Source organism: Aequorivita sp. H23M31 (assembly GCF_004022485.1).
Lineage (GTDB): Bacteria > Bacteroidota > Bacteroidia > Flavobacteriales > Flavobacteriaceae > Aequorivita > Aequorivita ciconiae.
This window is the reverse complement of sequence record NZ_CP034951.1, coordinates 919,509-934,020: the sequence shown is the minus strand read 5'-3', so window position 1 is coordinate 934,020 and position 14,512 is coordinate 919,509. Positions and strand designations below refer to the sequence as shown.

The 14,512-nt window shown below is 38.0% G+C and carries 13 protein-coding genes; 10 read left to right on the top strand and 3 right to left on the bottom strand.

What is annotated here, in order from left to right; all coding sequences use genetic code 11:
- The first annotated feature begins 19 nt into the window (after positions 1–19).
- Positions 20–2,059, top strand: a complete 2,040-nt coding sequence (locus tag EI546_RS04200) for a dipeptidyl-peptidase 3 family protein (RefSeq protein ID WP_128249370.1) — start codon at positions 20–22, stop codon at positions 2,057–2,059.
- Between the two features lie 165 nt (positions 2,060–2,224).
- On the opposite strand, the gene EI546_RS04195 is transcribed toward EI546_RS04200, so the two are convergent.
- A complete protein-coding gene (locus EI546_RS04195; RefSeq protein ID WP_128251527.1) occupies positions 2,225–3,559 on the bottom strand; it encodes a glycosyltransferase family 2 protein in 1,335 nt (444 codons plus the stop codon).
- A gap of 848 nt (positions 3,560–4,407) precedes the next feature.
- On the opposite strand from EI546_RS04195, the gene EI546_RS04185 reads away from it, so the two are divergent.
- A complete protein-coding gene (locus EI546_RS04185) occupies positions 4,408–4,794 on the top strand; it encodes a pyrophosphohydrolase domain-containing protein (RefSeq protein ID WP_128249368.1) in 387 nt (128 codons plus the stop codon).
- A 108-nt stretch (positions 4,795–4,902) separates the two neighbouring features.
- Here the strand turns inward: EI546_RS04185 and EI546_RS04180 are convergent, their stop codons facing one another.
- Positions 4,903–5,973, bottom strand: a complete 1,071-nt coding sequence (locus tag EI546_RS04180) for a branched-chain amino acid aminotransferase (RefSeq protein ID WP_128249367.1) — start codon at positions 5,971–5,973, stop codon at positions 4,903–4,905.
- 109 nt (positions 5,974–6,082) lie between these two features.
- Between EI546_RS04180 and EI546_RS04175 the strand changes: the two genes are divergently transcribed.
- From EI546_RS04175 to EI546_RS04165, 3 genes are all read left to right on the top strand, one after another.
- Positions 6,083–6,598, top strand: coding sequence for a DUF4920 domain-containing protein (locus EI546_RS04175; RefSeq protein WP_128249366.1), 516 nt, complete (start codon positions 6,083–6,085; stop codon positions 6,596–6,598).
- A gap of 6 nt (positions 6,599–6,604) precedes the next feature.
- Positions 6,605–7,303, top strand: a complete 699-nt coding sequence (mnmD, locus tag EI546_RS04170) for a tRNA (5-methylaminomethyl-2-thiouridine)(34)-methyltransferase MnmD (protein WP_128249365.1) — start codon at positions 6,605–6,607, stop codon at positions 7,301–7,303.
- A 151-nt stretch (positions 7,304–7,454) separates the two neighbouring features.
- Positions 7,455–8,363 carry a TIGR01777 family oxidoreductase gene (locus tag EI546_RS04165; protein ID WP_128249364.1) on the top strand — a complete coding sequence of 303 codons (909 nt, stop codon included), beginning with the start codon at positions 7,455–7,457 and terminating at the stop codon, positions 8,361–8,363.
- Positions 8,364–8,441: 78 nt separating this feature from the next.
- Here EI546_RS04165 and EI546_RS04160 read toward each other — a convergent pair whose 3' ends face one another.
- A complete protein-coding gene (locus tag EI546_RS04160) occupies positions 8,442–9,095 on the bottom strand; it encodes a YceI family protein (RefSeq protein WP_128249363.1) in 654 nt (217 codons plus the stop codon).
- Positions 9,096–9,253: 158 nt separating this feature from the next.
- Here EI546_RS04160 and EI546_RS04155 point away from each other — a divergent pair, with 158 nt between their 5' ends.
- From EI546_RS04155 to EI546_RS04135, 5 genes are all read left to right on the top strand, one after another.
- The gene (locus EI546_RS04155) at positions 9,254–9,820 is read left to right on the top strand and encodes a nucleotide exchange factor GrpE (protein WP_128249362.1); all 567 of its coding nucleotides are present in this window, start codon (positions 9,254–9,256) and stop codon (positions 9,818–9,820) included.
- A 33-nt stretch (positions 9,821–9,853) separates the two neighbouring features.
- Positions 9,854–10,966, top strand: a complete 1,113-nt coding sequence (dnaJ, locus tag EI546_RS04150) for a molecular chaperone DnaJ (RefSeq protein WP_128249361.1) — start codon at positions 9,854–9,856, stop codon at positions 10,964–10,966.
- Positions 10,967–11,287: 321 nt separating this feature from the next.
- Positions 11,288–12,214: an ABC transporter ATP-binding protein gene (locus EI546_RS04145; RefSeq protein ID WP_128249360.1), complete on the top strand. Its 927-nt coding sequence runs from the start codon at positions 11,288–11,290 to the stop codon at positions 12,212–12,214.
- A gap of 6 nt (positions 12,215–12,220) precedes the next feature.
- Positions 12,221–13,528, top strand: coding sequence for an ABC transporter permease (locus EI546_RS04140; RefSeq protein WP_128249359.1), 1,308 nt, complete (start codon positions 12,221–12,223; stop codon positions 13,526–13,528).
- Positions 13,529–13,590: 62 nt separating this feature from the next.
- Positions 13,591–14,508 carry a hypothetical protein gene (locus EI546_RS04135; protein WP_128249358.1) on the top strand — a complete coding sequence of 306 codons (918 nt, stop codon included), beginning with the start codon at positions 13,591–13,593 and terminating at the stop codon, positions 14,506–14,508.
- The last annotated feature ends 4 nt before the right edge of the window (positions 14,509–14,512 follow it).

Sequence of the window (14,512 nt, the reverse complement as noted above, 5' to 3'; positions counted from 1 at the left end):
AAACTAAAAACACCCTATAATGAAGAACATCTTTTTTATTGCCCTAACATTGTGCGGATTACTGTTTTTTTCTTGTAAGGAAAACAAGGAGGAAAAGGAAGTGGCACAAGTTGAAACAGTGCAACCTGCCAACTATGATTCTGCTGAAGAACAGTTCGGTGACGTTCGTATTCTGCATTATCAAATTCCCGGATGGGACAAACTTACCCTAAAGGAACAAAAACTGGTTTATTACCTAGGTCAGGCAGGTCTTGAAGGTAGAGATATTATGTGGGACCAGAATTATCGCCACAACCTTGCCATTAGAAAGGCTCTTGAAAATGTATTTCAAAATTACCAAGGTGATAAAACATCTGAAGATTGGAAAAACTTTGAAATATATCTTAAAAGAGTATGGTTTAGCAATGGGATACACCATCACTATTCAAATGACAAGTTAAAGCCTGGATTTTCTTCAGATTACCTCAAGCAACTCTTGATGGATACGAACACAACCTTGGAGGGAGAAGCTTTTGAAGTGATATTCAACGATAAGGATATGAAAAAAGTAAACTTGAGCAAGGGTCTTGACAACGTTGCCAATAGTGCGGTAAACTTTTATGGTCCAGAAATAACCAATAAGGATGTAGAAACTTTCTATTCCAAAAAGAAATCGCCAGATCCCACTAAACCTCTTTCTTTCGGTCTAAACTCAAAACTGGTAAAAGAGAATGGTGAGGTTAAGGAATTGATCTACAAATCTGGCGGACTTTACGGAGCGGCAATAGATAAAATAATCGGTTGGTTAGAAAAAGCTCAAGGAGTAGCCGAAAATGAGGCGCAAGGAAATGCAATTGGTTTATTGATCAAGTATTATAAAACTGGCGATCTTCAAACTTGGGATGATTATAACGTAGCTTGGACCGGCGCCACTGAAGGCAATATTGATTATATAAACAGTTTTATTGAAGTTTACAATGATCCTCTGGGTTATAAAGGTTCTTATGAAACCATCGTTCAGATTAAGGATTTTGATATGTCTGAAAAAATGGCAGTACTTTCTGAAAACGCACAATGGTTTGAGGACAATTCGCCATTGATGGAAGAGCACAAAAAGAAAAATGTTGTTGGGGTAAGTTACAAAGTAGTAAATGTAGCTGCCGAAGCCGGAGATGCTTCACCGAGCACACCTATTGGGGTTAATCTTCCAAATGCGGATTGGATTCGTGCAGCTGTAGGTAGTAAGTCGGTTTCTCTTGGTAATATTATAGACGCTTATAACAACTCCGGAAGTTCTGGAAGGTTGCATGAGTTTGTAAATGATTCTACCGAGTTGGAATTGGAAGAAAAATACGGGCAACTTGCCGATAAACTCCATACAGCGCTTCATGAGGTTATTGGTCACGCTTCCGGTCAAATGAATCCTGGGGTTGGAGAAACTAAAGAAACTTTGAAGAATTATGCTTCAACTCTGGAAGAAGGCCGTGCTGACCTTGTAGGTCTTTACTACCTATACACTCCAAAACTTCAAGAACTCGGTTTGGTGGATGATTGGAAAAAGGTGGGAATGGCAGCCTATGACGGATATATTAGAAATGGTCTGATGACGCAATTGATCCGCCTTGACCTAGGAGATGATATTGAGGAATCGCATATGCGCAACCGTCAGTGGGTTTCTGCTTGGGTGTTTGAAAAAGGCAAAAAAGACAATGTGATCGAAAAGATAACCCGTGACGGAAAAACCTATTTCAACATTACTGATTATGAAAAACTTCATGAGTTATTCGGTCAGTTGCTTAGAGAAACCCAACGTATAAAATCGGAAGGAGATTACAAGGCAGTAGAGCATTTGGTAGAAACCTACGGAGTGAAAGTAGATCCTGCACTTCACAAGGAAGTTTTGGAAAGAAACAAACAATTTACTGCTGCTCCTTATAGTGGTTTTGTCAATCCGGTTCTTGTTCCTAAAATGAATGATAAAGGTGAGATTGAGAGTATTGGCGTGGAGCAACCAAAATCCTTTGAAGAACAAATGTTGTTCTACTCTAAAAACTATAACAATTTGCCAGAGGTAAATTAATTGTAGAATACTGCAAAATAAAAAAAGCTCTTTGGATAACCAAAGAGCTTTTTTATATTTTTTGATTAACTAATTAAGTTGGTTCCTAAAATGTGAATAACAAACTGGCACTAAAATAAATTGAGGAGATAAGTGCCAGTTTGAAATTCAAATAAAATTATATTATTATCCTCTTGTCAGCCATCCTCTCTTACTCGCAGTTGCAATTGCATATGGAGTAATCCAGAATAGGGCGAAGGTGTATAGGATACTATAGGAATAAGCCCAAATAGATTCCGAAAAATTATATCTCTTTGCATAGAACAATACCGGGAAACTAGAAAGAATCAAGATTCCGAACAGTGTAGAGCTAAAGAACAATATTGGGTGTGTTACAATAAAGAACATCATAAACAATATAAATGGATAGCTCATTATAATTTTTAACGACTGGCTTAAAAATAGTAACCTCGTACCGCTTTTAGCTCCTTCTCTAAAATTGGTAAAAACATATTTAGACATCTCCATATTCTCACGAACGTTACTACGACCCCAACGGATAAACATTTTATAAAGACCCGTATAGTTTTCTGGTACATTGGTGTAAGCATAGGCATTACGTTGAAATAACACTTTATGGCCCTGCTTTAAAATCATATTGGTCATCGCACGGTCTTCACCAATATCCGATGGTTTTCCCATAAAGGTTTGGTTGATCCATTCCGGAAGACAGGCGAAAACGGCACTTCGTCTGTAGGCTGCCAAAGCTCCCGGTGTACATAGCACGGAATTTAAACTACTTTCGGCAGAGCGCACAAATTCAAAGCTCAATACAAAACTTACATCCAGCATTTTTGGTAAGAGCGCCTTTTTGTTATTTAATACGCGGATATTTCCGGCAACAGCCCCACAGTTTTCATCCACAACAAAAGGACTTACCAAGTTTCGGAGAGTATTAGGTTTAACGATGGAATCGCTATCCACCGTTACAAATACATCACCTCTTCCAATATTAAAACCACGATATAACGCGTGTCTCTTTCCTTTGTTTTCAGGCTGTTGAAAGATGGTTACCCGATCTCCCAATATTCTTTTGGCCTCTTGCATCCAATACCAAGTATCGTCTTTGCTACCATCATCAATGGCCAGTAATTGCAATTTTTCCGCAGGATAGTCACTTTCCGCCAAACTCATCAAAGTTTTCCATACTTGTTTTCCTTCATTATATGCGGGAACAATAACGGTACAGACTGGTAGTTCCGCATCAGTAACAGAATCAATGGGCTTATAACGGAAATATCTATAAAGGGTATATAAAAAGAATCCTGCTTTAAACAAAAGAAGACCGAATGCTAAAATCAAAAAGGGGAAGCCCCACGATGAATTAAGTCTTTCCTCATGAAAGTTGGTAAAATCGGTATCTAAATAAAAAAACAAATAGGTCGCTACCAACATTAACAAAAAGGTACTTCCCAAAACGAAAATGCCCCAAGGATTGGCTTTCTTTCTTGGGGTCTTCATCTGGCTCCCACTATCCGTTTTCAGGTGAGACTTTGTAACATCTTGGGGAGTTTCTGTAATGGCATTGTCTATTTCATTTTTATCAAAAAATTCTGGTGAGGTTAAAGTCAATTCCTGATAAGTGTTGTTCATATTTTAGATTCTTTATCTGTATTGTTGTAAAATTTCATTTCTATATCGCTTACCCATAAGCAAGCGCTATACCAATGCCATTTTAAAGGGATGAGAAAGACTTTGTACAAAAAGTGTAAACAGAAAACGTATAATTTTTACACAGAAGCCTAAAAGATTACACACTAATTTTTATAAAGATGGATTGGGAATAAAGCAATAACTAGCACCCACGATTCGTGGACTTCAGGAATAATCCCAGAATTGAAAACGGGATTCCAAATTCAGAAGTGGGAATTTTTTATTTTCAAACTTAGAAAAGAGAGATTAAAATAGGAAGAATTTTCAATCTCCTCAAATCGATTTTAATTCTTTAGGTACGTTTTTAAAAGAATGAGAAATCCGATAAAAATCAAGAATCCAATCAATACCCAAATATTTCCCCTGTAATATTTTTTGTGAAGTTTTTTGTCTCCTCGGTAGCTGAAAATAATTACGATAGCGAAGATTATAATCGCTATAAGTGCAAAAATCAATTGACCTGAGGTAAACATAATAATGTAATTTTGTCGCGGTAAAAATAACTATTAATCCGAACACAAGAATCAAGATTATTAAAGAATACACAGCTTTATTTGAACCCTGGAAATATTAAAATGAAAATTTGGAATTCTATATTGAACCACATTAAAAATTCCCATTTTTGAACCTGTCATTATCAATAAAGATAAATGTTTATGAAAAAAAAGACTGACGCCGTTGCCGAATTCCACAGAGTTTTTGGATTAAATATCAAAGATGTTCCCACCGCCGATTTGGGAATCAAAAACAATCTTCTCCGTTATAAACTGATGAGAGAGGAAAATGAAGAATATCTTGAGGCGGCCAACAATAACGATTTGGTTGAAGTTGCCGATGCCCTCGGAGATATGCTTTATATTTTATGTGGTACCATTATCGAACACGGAATGCAACACAAAATAGATGAAGTATTTGATGAAATCCAGAGAAGCAATATGAGTAAATTGGGAGCCGAGGGTAAACCAATTTATCGAGAGGATGGAAAAGTGTTAAAGGGAGAAAATTATTTTCCTCCGAACATAAAAGCTATCCTTTCAAAATAAAAATTAATCCCTACTGAAGAATAGGGATTAAAAGAATCTTGTTGCTTGTAAAAATATGTTCTTAGAACAATTGCTGCAGGTGAGGTTTAAGCTAATTGTCATTGGTGCTTAAACCACCTCAAATCTCCAATTAAATGGATCCTCACATCTATTTCGTTGGATGTCGGTGAGCTCCTTTTTAAATTTCACAGCGTAGCTGTCGTCTTGTTTTTCAAGATTATGAGTTGTATTCTGAAAACTGAAGGCGTTAATGGGGCTAATAACTGCTGCTGTTCCCGCTCCAAAAATTTCCTTAAGCGAACCATTTTTGGAAGCTTCAACAATTTCGGAAACTAGCACTCTACGTTCTTCCACAGCAATATTGTCTCTTTTTGCCAAGGCGATTACGCTTTTTCTGGTAACACCGTCCAAAATTCTATCACTGATAGGCGCGGTTAGGAGAGTGTCGTTTACACGAAAGAAGACGTTCATTGTTCCGGCTTCCTCCAAATATTCGTGGTTACTGGCATCAGTCCAGATTATCTGCTGGAATCCTTTTTCACGAGCTAGATTTGTTGGGAAAAACTGCGCAGCATAATTTCCCGCCGCTTTTGCCGCACCTACGCCACCATTGGCAGAACGGCTATAATGTTCAGCAATTTCAACCTGAATATCTCCAGCATAATATGCACGAACGGGAGACATCAGGATCATAAACTTATATTCGGTGGAAGGTGATGCACCAACTCCAGCTTGGGTTGCAAATACAAAAGGACGGATATAAAGGGAGTTTCCCTCACCAGACTTTACCCAATCGCGATCCATTTTTACCAAGGTGGTAAGTGCCTCAAAAAAAATTTCTTCCGGAAATTCTGGGATAGCTAAACGCACCGAAGATTTATTGATCCGTTTTGCATTTTGATCGGGTCTAAAAAGCCATACCTTTCCATCTTCATCTTTAAAAGCTTTCATACCTTCAAAAACAGCCTGTCCATAGTGAAAAACCTTGGCGGCAGGAGAAAGTGTTATAGATCCATAAGGTCTGATAGTGGGAGTTTGCCAACTACCATCCTTATAATCACACTCAAACATATGGTCGCTAAAGACATTTCCAAATACAAGATTTTCAAAATCAACTTGATCGATTCTAGATTTGTCTGCTTTTTGGATTTTGATTTTTTCGGTAGTGGAAGAATTCATCTATAATATATTTATTCTGTAAAAATAGCAAAAAAATAGGCCATAAAAAATTGAAAAAATCATTAAGATTGCAATCTATTATCAATCAATAATCTAATATCATCATCAAATGAAAAAAGTTTTATTTATTCTGGCAGTTATGGGTTTCGTTTTTGGTTGTAAAAATGAAAAAACCGAAAAGGAAAGCTTTCCCGAGAATGAGGAAATTGCTATCAATTATCAGTCTTTTGGAGATTCAATAACTGATGATGCAGTGTTGTCAAAAGCGGAAATGACGGAGAAATTCAAAAACCTAAAACCGGGTGACACTTTAAACCTAAAGTTTGCTTCCGATGTAAAAGAGGTGTGCCAAAAGAAAGGCTGCTGGATGAAGTTGGATCTAGATGACGAAGAAGCCATGGTACGATTTAAAGATTACGGTTTCTTTATGCCGAAGGATATTGCAGGACAGAAGATAATTGTTGCTGGAAAGGCATACGTTGAGGAAATGAGCGTGGAAGACCAACAACATTACGCAGAGGATGCTGGTAAAACTCATGAAGAAATAGCCGAAATAACCCAGCCGAAAATCACTTATGCTTTTGAAGCCAACGGGGTTTTAATTCCTGAAATAGAAAAACAATAATCTTTTTTGAAAAGAACTTTACTCAAAACGGGCGACGGGTCCTACACGCTTCATTTATCGGAATGGGATGAACAGTATCATTCTAAAAACGGCGCTATTGCAGAAGCCCTTCATGTTTTCATAAAAGAAGGTCTGCATTTTTGGAATGTCCATAACTCAACCTCTCCTTTATCCATTTTAGAAATTGGCTTCGGTACGGGCCTGAATTGTATTCTTACATACCTTGAAGCCGAAAAGCTTGGTTTTCAAATAAATTATACCGGAGTGGAAGCCTTCCCTCTAATTACCAAAGAAGCAGAATCTCTTAATTACCCAATCCTTCTAAAGGACTTATATGGAAGTAGCCTTTCTGAAAAATCTGATATCCAAAAGGTTTTTTCAGATTTGCACGAAACCCCGTGGGAGCAAAAAGTCTCGATTTCGGAAAACTTTCTACTGACTAAACAGAAAAAGAAATTTTCTGAAATCATAGACTCTTCCAATTTTGATCTTATTTACTTCGATGCTTTCGGAATTAGAGTACAGCCCGAATTGTGGACGGAGGAAATTTTTCAGAAAATGTACGATGCATTAATACCTGGGGGAATTTTAGTTACCTATGCTGCCAACGGAAATGCGCGTCGAGCGATGCAAACTGTCGGATTTACCGTAGAGCGCTTACCGGGACCGCCAGGAAAAAAAGAGATGTTGAGAGCTAAAAAATAATCAGAACGGTTCAACCTTTTCTATCTTCCAAGTTATTAACCAGTTAGATTATTCCCATCTCCTATCCTGAAAATTGGAGAAAATTATCTATTCCCAATCTTCCGTTAACCTTACTTGCCATTTAGTCTTTAAGCATTATTTTTATTACGCTATGAAAAAGATTTTAATTACCGGAGCTACTGGATTAATAGGTCATGCATTGACTCAGCAATGTTTGGAGGCCGGTATTTCCGTTAATTACCTCAGTACCAGTAAGGATAAAATTAAAAAATCCGAAAATTACAATGGGTTTTATTGGAATCCCAAATATGGCGAGATTGACGAAAAGGCATTTGAAGGAGTAACTGCGATTATAAATTTGGTTGGTGCTACCATTGCCAAGCGCTGGACAAAAAAGTACAAGAAAATTATAATTGATAGTAGGGTCCAATCGATGGCTCTTATATATGATACCCTCCAACGGATAGACCACGATATTGTTCATTTTATTTCTGCCAGTGGAATTAATATATATCCGCACTCCAAAACAAAACTTTATACGGAAGAAAGTACGGAAGTGGATGATAATTTCTTGGCCGAGGTCGTGATTAAATGGGAAAAGGCAGCCCTGAGGTTTAAAGATCTGGGTATGGAGGTAACCAAAGTCCGAACGGGAATGGTCCTGGCGAAAAACGATGGTGCCCTGCCAAAATTGGTAAAACCTATAAAATTAGGTGTGGGTGCGCCTTTGGGAGACGGAAGTCAATGGCAGTCTTGGATCCACATAGATGACATTGCAGGAATATACCTGTTTATTCTTACCAATCAATTGGAAGGTATTTACAATGCCGTTGCTCCGAATCCCGTTTTAAACAAAAAAATGACAAAACTTATCGCCGCCCAGCTCGATAGTCCTCTATGGCTTCCGCCCATACCGGGTTTTGTACTTAAAGTGGCTTTGGGAGAAATGGCAATTCTCGTATTGGAAGGACAGTTGGTCAGCTCGAAAAAAATCCAGGAATTGGGTTATATGTTCAAGTTCTATAACGTAGAATCTGCGCTTCAGGATTTATTGGAGTAGGCCTGAGCCTTATTTTTAATAACAAAGGGTTGGACTTAAAAAGCCAACCCTTTGTTTTTGATTCTTCGGATTTAAGAATTATTCTTTGTCCGCCGTTAATGATATAGTTACTTTCATTATATCACTAACAAATTTGTCTCCTAAATTAGGAAAAATGGTTTTTGAACCATAATTAATTCCCCATTTGGTACGATCCAGTTCAATCGCTTCACTCGTGAATGTTAACTTATCTCCATTAATAACAATTGCAGCTGGAAATTCAATTGCATTTGTTTTATCCTTAATAGTCAAATTTCCTTTCACGATATTATTTTCTATACCTGTAAGCTCGAAGTTTGCAGTGGGATACTTTTTCACATCGAAAAAATCTCCTTCTTTTCCTTCAGCTGTACCTTTTAGGTGGGCTTCGAGATTCGATTTTGAATCTCCTTCCAGGTCTTCGTCCACAATAGTGTTCATGTCAACCTCAAAACTACCGGCCTCAATTTTTCCATCGTGAACAAGTAGAACACCCGAGGAAAGTTTTACGGTACCATAATGAGTGGCCGTAGGTTTTGATCCTTCCCATTTAAGTTCCGAAGCATTAGTATCTATTTTGTACTCAAATGCAGTTTCAGAAGCTTCAGCAGCAGCCTCTATTTCTTTTTCGGCTTGGGTTTCGTTGTTCTTACAGGATACTACACCGGCTAAAATAAAAACCACTAGGATAGATTTTAAAAATGTTGATTTCATAATTATTTGATTTTTTTTCTTTTGGCTGCAAACATAGAACTTCCCTTTTTCAATATCCTTAAAGATTTATTAAAATTAGGGTAATGACATTTTGACAATTTATAGTTAATGGCAGTACTTTTGCTCCGTTCACAAAAAACTGAAAAGAAGAAGCTATTATGAGCAAAAAAGATAATCCGAAAGAAAACGACCGCGCAGAGGAATTAGAATTTCTTGAAAACGAAGTTTCAGAAAGCGAGATTCTCGATCAAGAAGCGGAACAAGAAAGTGTTGACGATGCCTTAGGTATTCTTCAAGATGAATTTAAACGTGAAAAAGACCGCTATGTCCGTCTATTTGCGGAATTTGAAAATTATAAAAAACGTACCGCACGCGAACGTATCGATTTGTTTAAAACGGCAGGGGAGGACGTAATTACTTCTCTATTGCCCGTTTTGGATGATTTTGGAAGGGCCTTGAAAGAACTTGAAAAAGGAGATGACGACGGACACTATAAAGGTGTGGAACTCATCTATAATAAATTGAAAGAAACTCTTCGATCAAAGGGCTTGGAAATGATAGATGTGAAAGCTGGCGATCCTTTTGATGCGGAAATGCATGAGGCAATTAGTCAGATTGCCGCTCCTGATAAGAAACTCAAAGGAAAAATAATAGATGTTGTCGAAAATGGCTATAGCTTGGGCGGCAAGATAATTCGCTATCCTAAAGTAGTTATAGGACAATAATATATAAAAGTATTCGCAATAGCGGAAAAAGATATGAAGGAAGATTATTATGAAATTCTTGGCATCGAGAAGAATGCCTCCGCAGCCGAGATAAAAAAAGCTTATCGTAAAAAGGCACTAAAATACCATCCCGATAAAAATCCGGGTGACCATACGGCTGAAGAGATGTTTAAAAAATCGGCCGAAGCTTACGAAGTACTTAGTGACCCAAACAAACGTTCGCGATACGATCAGTTTGGCCATGGTGCTTTCCAAGGCGGTGGTTTTGGTGGAGGTGGCATGAACATGGAAGACATTTTCAGCCAGTTTGGCGATATTTTTGGCAGCCATTTTGGTGGGGGCGGAGGCTTTAGTGGCGGTTTCGGTGGTGGACGGCAGATGGTAAAGGGAAGTAATCTTAGAATCCGCGTACAGCTTTCTTTAGAGGAGATAGCCAATGGCGTGGAGAAAAAAATAAAGGTTAAACGGAAGAAACTTGCCAAAGGAACTACCTATAAAACCTGTACTACCTGTAACGGCCAAGGTCAGATCACCCGAATCCAAAATACTATTTTAGGAAGAATGCAAACTTCCTCTCCCTGTACTACCTGCGGTGGTTTAGGTCAGATTGTTGATTCAAAACCTGCCAATGCGGATGCTGATGGTATGTTGGTTACCGAAGAAACCGTATCCATCAAAATTCCAGCAGGAGTTGTGGATGGAATGCAGTTAAAAGTTACTGGTAAAGGAAACGATGCTCCTGCCAACGGAATAGCTGGAGATCTTTTGGTTGCGATTGAGGAAAAACCGCACGACACCTTGCAGCGCGAAGGAGATAATCTCCATTACGATTTATATATTAGTATTTCTGAAGCCGTCTTAGGGGCCTCAAAAGAAATTGAGACTGTAACAGGAAAAGTACGCATCAAGGTAGATGCTGGCGTACAGAGCGGAAAGATTTTGAGATTACGAAATAAAGGAATTCCAAGTATTAACGGTTATGGCACTGGAGATTTGTTGGTTCATATAAATGTGTGGACTCCAAAATCTCTTTCAAAAGAACAAAAAGATTTCTTTGAAAAAATGATGGACGATGAGCATTTTCAACCTGTTCCAGAAAAAGAGGACAAATCCTTTTTTGAAAAAGTAAAAGATATGTTCTCTTAAGCAAACGTTAAATAAAATATTTTGTTTATATTTGAAAAGTCTCTTCCTAAAAGAAGTGATAATTTTTCTTTTTCATAGCAATTTTTTCCCACCCAAAAAATCTTTTTTTTTGGGTGGGTTTTTTTAAAGCCACCTCGTCCAAAATGCCGGATCGAACTCATTTATCTTGTTTAAATTGTTTAAAATATCTAGCTTATTTCCAAACCTCAATTATTCATTGGGAGTGACATTTTGGGATATGCAAAAAAAATCATAAATCTTAACCTCTTTGCGGCTCGCGGTGGTTCAAATCAATATATTTACATCACTCATTCAAAATTTATGGAAAAACTCTTAGAGGTCATCAATGTTTCTAAGCATTACGGGGATTACAAAGCATTAAACGATGTATCGATCACGGTAGAAAAAGGAAGCATATTTGGTCTTTTGGGGCCTAATGGGGCCGGAAAGACAACCTTGATAAGAATTATCAATCAAATTACTATGCCAGATAAGGGCAGCGTCATTTTAGATGGAGAGCCACTGCAGCCCAACCATATCCAATACATTGGCTATCTTCCAGAGGAACGTGGTCTTTATAAAACAATGAAAGTTGGAGAACAGGCCTTATATCTAGCCCAACTGAAAGGGCTTTCGCACAATGAGGCTAAAAAACGATTGAAATATTGGTTTGATCGCCTTGAAATAGGGGATTGGTGGGACAAGAAAATCCAGGAACTATCTAAAGGAATGGCCCAAAAAATTCAATTTGTAGTTACAGTACTCCATAACCCAAAGTTGCTGATTTTTGACGAGCCATTTAGCGGATTCGATCCTATAAACGCCAACCTTATTAAGGATGAAATCTTAAAACTTCGCGATGAGGGGGCAACTGTCATTTTTTCCACACACCGTATGGAATCTGTGGAAGAAATGTGCGATCATATTGCTCTTATTCATAAATCCAATAAAATTTTGGACGGTAGTTTGATGGACATCAAAAGGCAATATAGGAGCAATACTTTTGAGATTGGATTGATTACCCCAGATCACGTTGGAACCACGGCTGCCCTCAAGGAAAGGTTTGAGATTGCTCCGGCAACCTTCAAAAGTGTGAATGATGAGTTGCAGTATAGGATTCAATTACCTACTTCCAGCTCTGGAAATGATCTTGTTGAATTTCTAACATCAAAGGGACAGTTAACCCATTTTGTAGAAGTGGTCCCTACCGCCAGTGATATTTTTATTGAAACCATCCAAAAAAACTAGAAAGCGATGAACCACTTATCTCTGATAATCAAAAGGGAGTATCTTACCAAAGTCCGCAACAAGTCTTTTATAATAATGACATTTTTGAGTCCCCTAATATTTGTGGGAATCTTTGCACTGGTCGCTTATCTGTCAAGTGTTAACAGTGATACCGTTCGTACAATTTCCGTTTTGGACGAAAGTGGGCTTTTTGGCGATGAATTTGTAAGCTCTCCCCATACCGTATATAAAATGCTTCACGGTGTGCCACTTCAAGAGGCAAAGATTAAGGCGGAGAAGGATGAGAATTATGGTCTCCTTTATATTCCCAAGACTGACGATCTAGAATCCCTATCTAAAAAAGTAACATTCTATTCCGAAGATTCCCCTTCTATTTCTGTGATGCAGGATATCAATAGATTGCTGGAAACGAAAGTAAATGTTCTAAAATTAAGGGAAGCGGGTATTGATTCACAGACAATCAAGGATCTTCATATAAACATCAATGCCAACCAGGAAACTTTTCAGGGAAGGGAAACTTCTAAAATGTCTTCTGGCCTGAAACTTATTTTTGGCGGGGCGGCAGGTTATCTCTTGTTTATGTTTATAATAATCTATGGCAACATGATTATGCGCAGTGTAATCGAGGAGAAAACAAGTAGGGTAATAGAAGTAATAATTTCTTCCGTAAAACCCCGCGTCTTACTCCTGGGGAAGATTCTTGGTACCACTTTGGCAGGCCTCACACAATTTTTAATATGGGTCGTGCTGATTTTGGTTCTAATGATGGCCGTTAATTCGATGTTTGGGATTGATGTAAGCGCTGCTTCCCCTTCCCAGCAAATGGTTCAGCAAAGTTTGGAGGGTGGATCCCAAGAGTTTATACAGGATGTGATGATTGAAATAAACAACTTGCCAATTGCCAATTTGATAATTATGTTTATCCTCTTTTTTATTGGTGGTTATCTATTGTACGCATCGCTTTATGCTTCCGTGGGAGCAGCTGTGGATAGCGAAACTGATACTCAACAATTTATGATGCCCATTATAATGCCTTTGGTATTGGCAGTTTATGTTGGATTGTTTACTGTAATTGACAACCCTCATGGCACTGTCTCTCAGGTGTTTTCCTATATACCCTTTACCTCACCTGTGGTTATGCTGATGCGAATTCCTTTCGGAGTCCCCTTATGGCAACAGCTAATTTCTGTCATAATTCTCTTTCTTACTTTTTTCGGAACAGTTTGGTTTGCATCGAAGATCTATCGGGTAGGAATTTTAATGTATGGGAAAAAACCGACCTACAAGGAATTATGGAAATGGCTGAAGTATTAAAAATAATAAGGCTCGTGTGTTTTGCATGATGGAAAAGAATTCACAGTAAAAAAAGACATTATATGGGAAGAAAAAATTGGTTAACCGTTTTGCTTTTATTTTTTGGGATGGTTTTAACCGCCCAGACTACAGATTTGGCACGGATAGAATATTTATATCTTCCTTTTTCAAAATCGGGGAATTCCATTAGCCGTTACCGCGCACTCATTCAAGCTCCTATCCCATTGGATAAGGAAAGGAAAAGGATTATCGTAATCGGTATGGAATATCGGTATGTTGATATCAATATTGAAGATCCTGAAGATGTTGCAGCATTTAACGGTCATTTGGTAACCTCGGTACAACAGACCAATTCCTATGTTGGTTATGTCTGGAAACATAATGATCATTGGCGTTTTGGAGCGAAAGCTGGAGTGAAGATTGAAACCGATTGGGCAGGTAGCCTTGTTAACGATGATCTTATCTACGAGATTGGAGCATATGCCATTAATGATAGGAAGAAAAATCCAGAGGAAGGAAAGAAACCTTACCGTTTAATTGTGGGATTAACTTATTCCACAGTTCCCGGAAGATGGTATCCGTTGCCCATAATAAATTATTTCAAGCAGTTTCGTCCCAATTGGACCTATACCTTAGGAGTTCCCAAATCCAACGTTAGGAATTATTTAAATAATTCCCACAAAGATGCCATTCAGGCCTTTGCCACTTTGGATAATATTTATGCCAATATTCAGCAGAACTTTAGACCGATATCTTCGGAAAACCAAGATGGAAAAATGGCTGAAAGCATTCAGCAGACCATAGTTTTATTGGGTTTGGGATATGAGCATTATTTTATGGAGGACTTTCTATTTTATGCTTATGCTGCCCATTCGGTCTATAACGATTTCCGATTGGAAGACGGAGATGGAAAGAAACTCTATAAAATCAATACAGAAAATTCGCCTTACTTTCGGGTCGGCCTAAAATTGAAATATTAGTAAA

Coding starts and splice junctions, on each gene's coding strand:
- EI546_RS04195 (WP_128251527.1), bottom strand. CDS start 3,559: ATGAAGACCCCAAGAAAGAAAGCCAATCCTTGGGGCATTTTCGTTTTG.
- EI546_RS04180 (WP_128249367.1), bottom strand. CDS start 5,973: ATGAATTCTTCCACTACCGAAAAAATCAAAATCCAAAAAGCAGACAAA.
- dnaJ (WP_128249361.1), top strand. CDS start 9,854: ATGAAGGAAGATTATTATGAAATTCTTGGCATCGAGAAGAATGCCTCC.
- EI546_RS04145 (WP_128249360.1), top strand. CDS start 11,288: ATGGAAAAACTCTTAGAGGTCATCAATGTTTCTAAGCATTACGGGGAT.
- EI546_RS04165 (WP_128249364.1), top strand. CDS start 7,455: ATGAAAAAGATTTTAATTACCGGAGCTACTGGATTAATAGGTCATGCA.
- EI546_RS04155 (WP_128249362.1), top strand. CDS start 9,254: ATGAGCAAAAAAGATAATCCGAAAGAAAACGACCGCGCAGAGGAATTA.
- EI546_RS04140 (WP_128249359.1), top strand. CDS start 12,221: ATGAACCACTTATCTCTGATAATCAAAAGGGAGTATCTTACCAAAGTC.
- EI546_RS04185 (WP_128249368.1), top strand. CDS start 4,408: ATGAAAAAAAAGACTGACGCCGTTGCCGAATTCCACAGAGTTTTTGGA.
- EI546_RS04200 (WP_128249370.1), top strand. CDS start 20: ATGAAGAACATCTTTTTTATTGCCCTAACATTGTGCGGATTACTGTTT.
- EI546_RS04175 (WP_128249366.1), top strand. CDS start 6,083: ATGAAAAAAGTTTTATTTATTCTGGCAGTTATGGGTTTCGTTTTTGGT.
- EI546_RS04135 (WP_128249358.1), top strand. CDS start 13,591: ATGGGAAGAAAAAATTGGTTAACCGTTTTGCTTTTATTTTTTGGGATG.
- EI546_RS04160 (WP_128249363.1), bottom strand. CDS start 9,095: ATGAAATCAACATTTTTAAAATCTATCCTAGTGGTTTTTATTTTAGCC.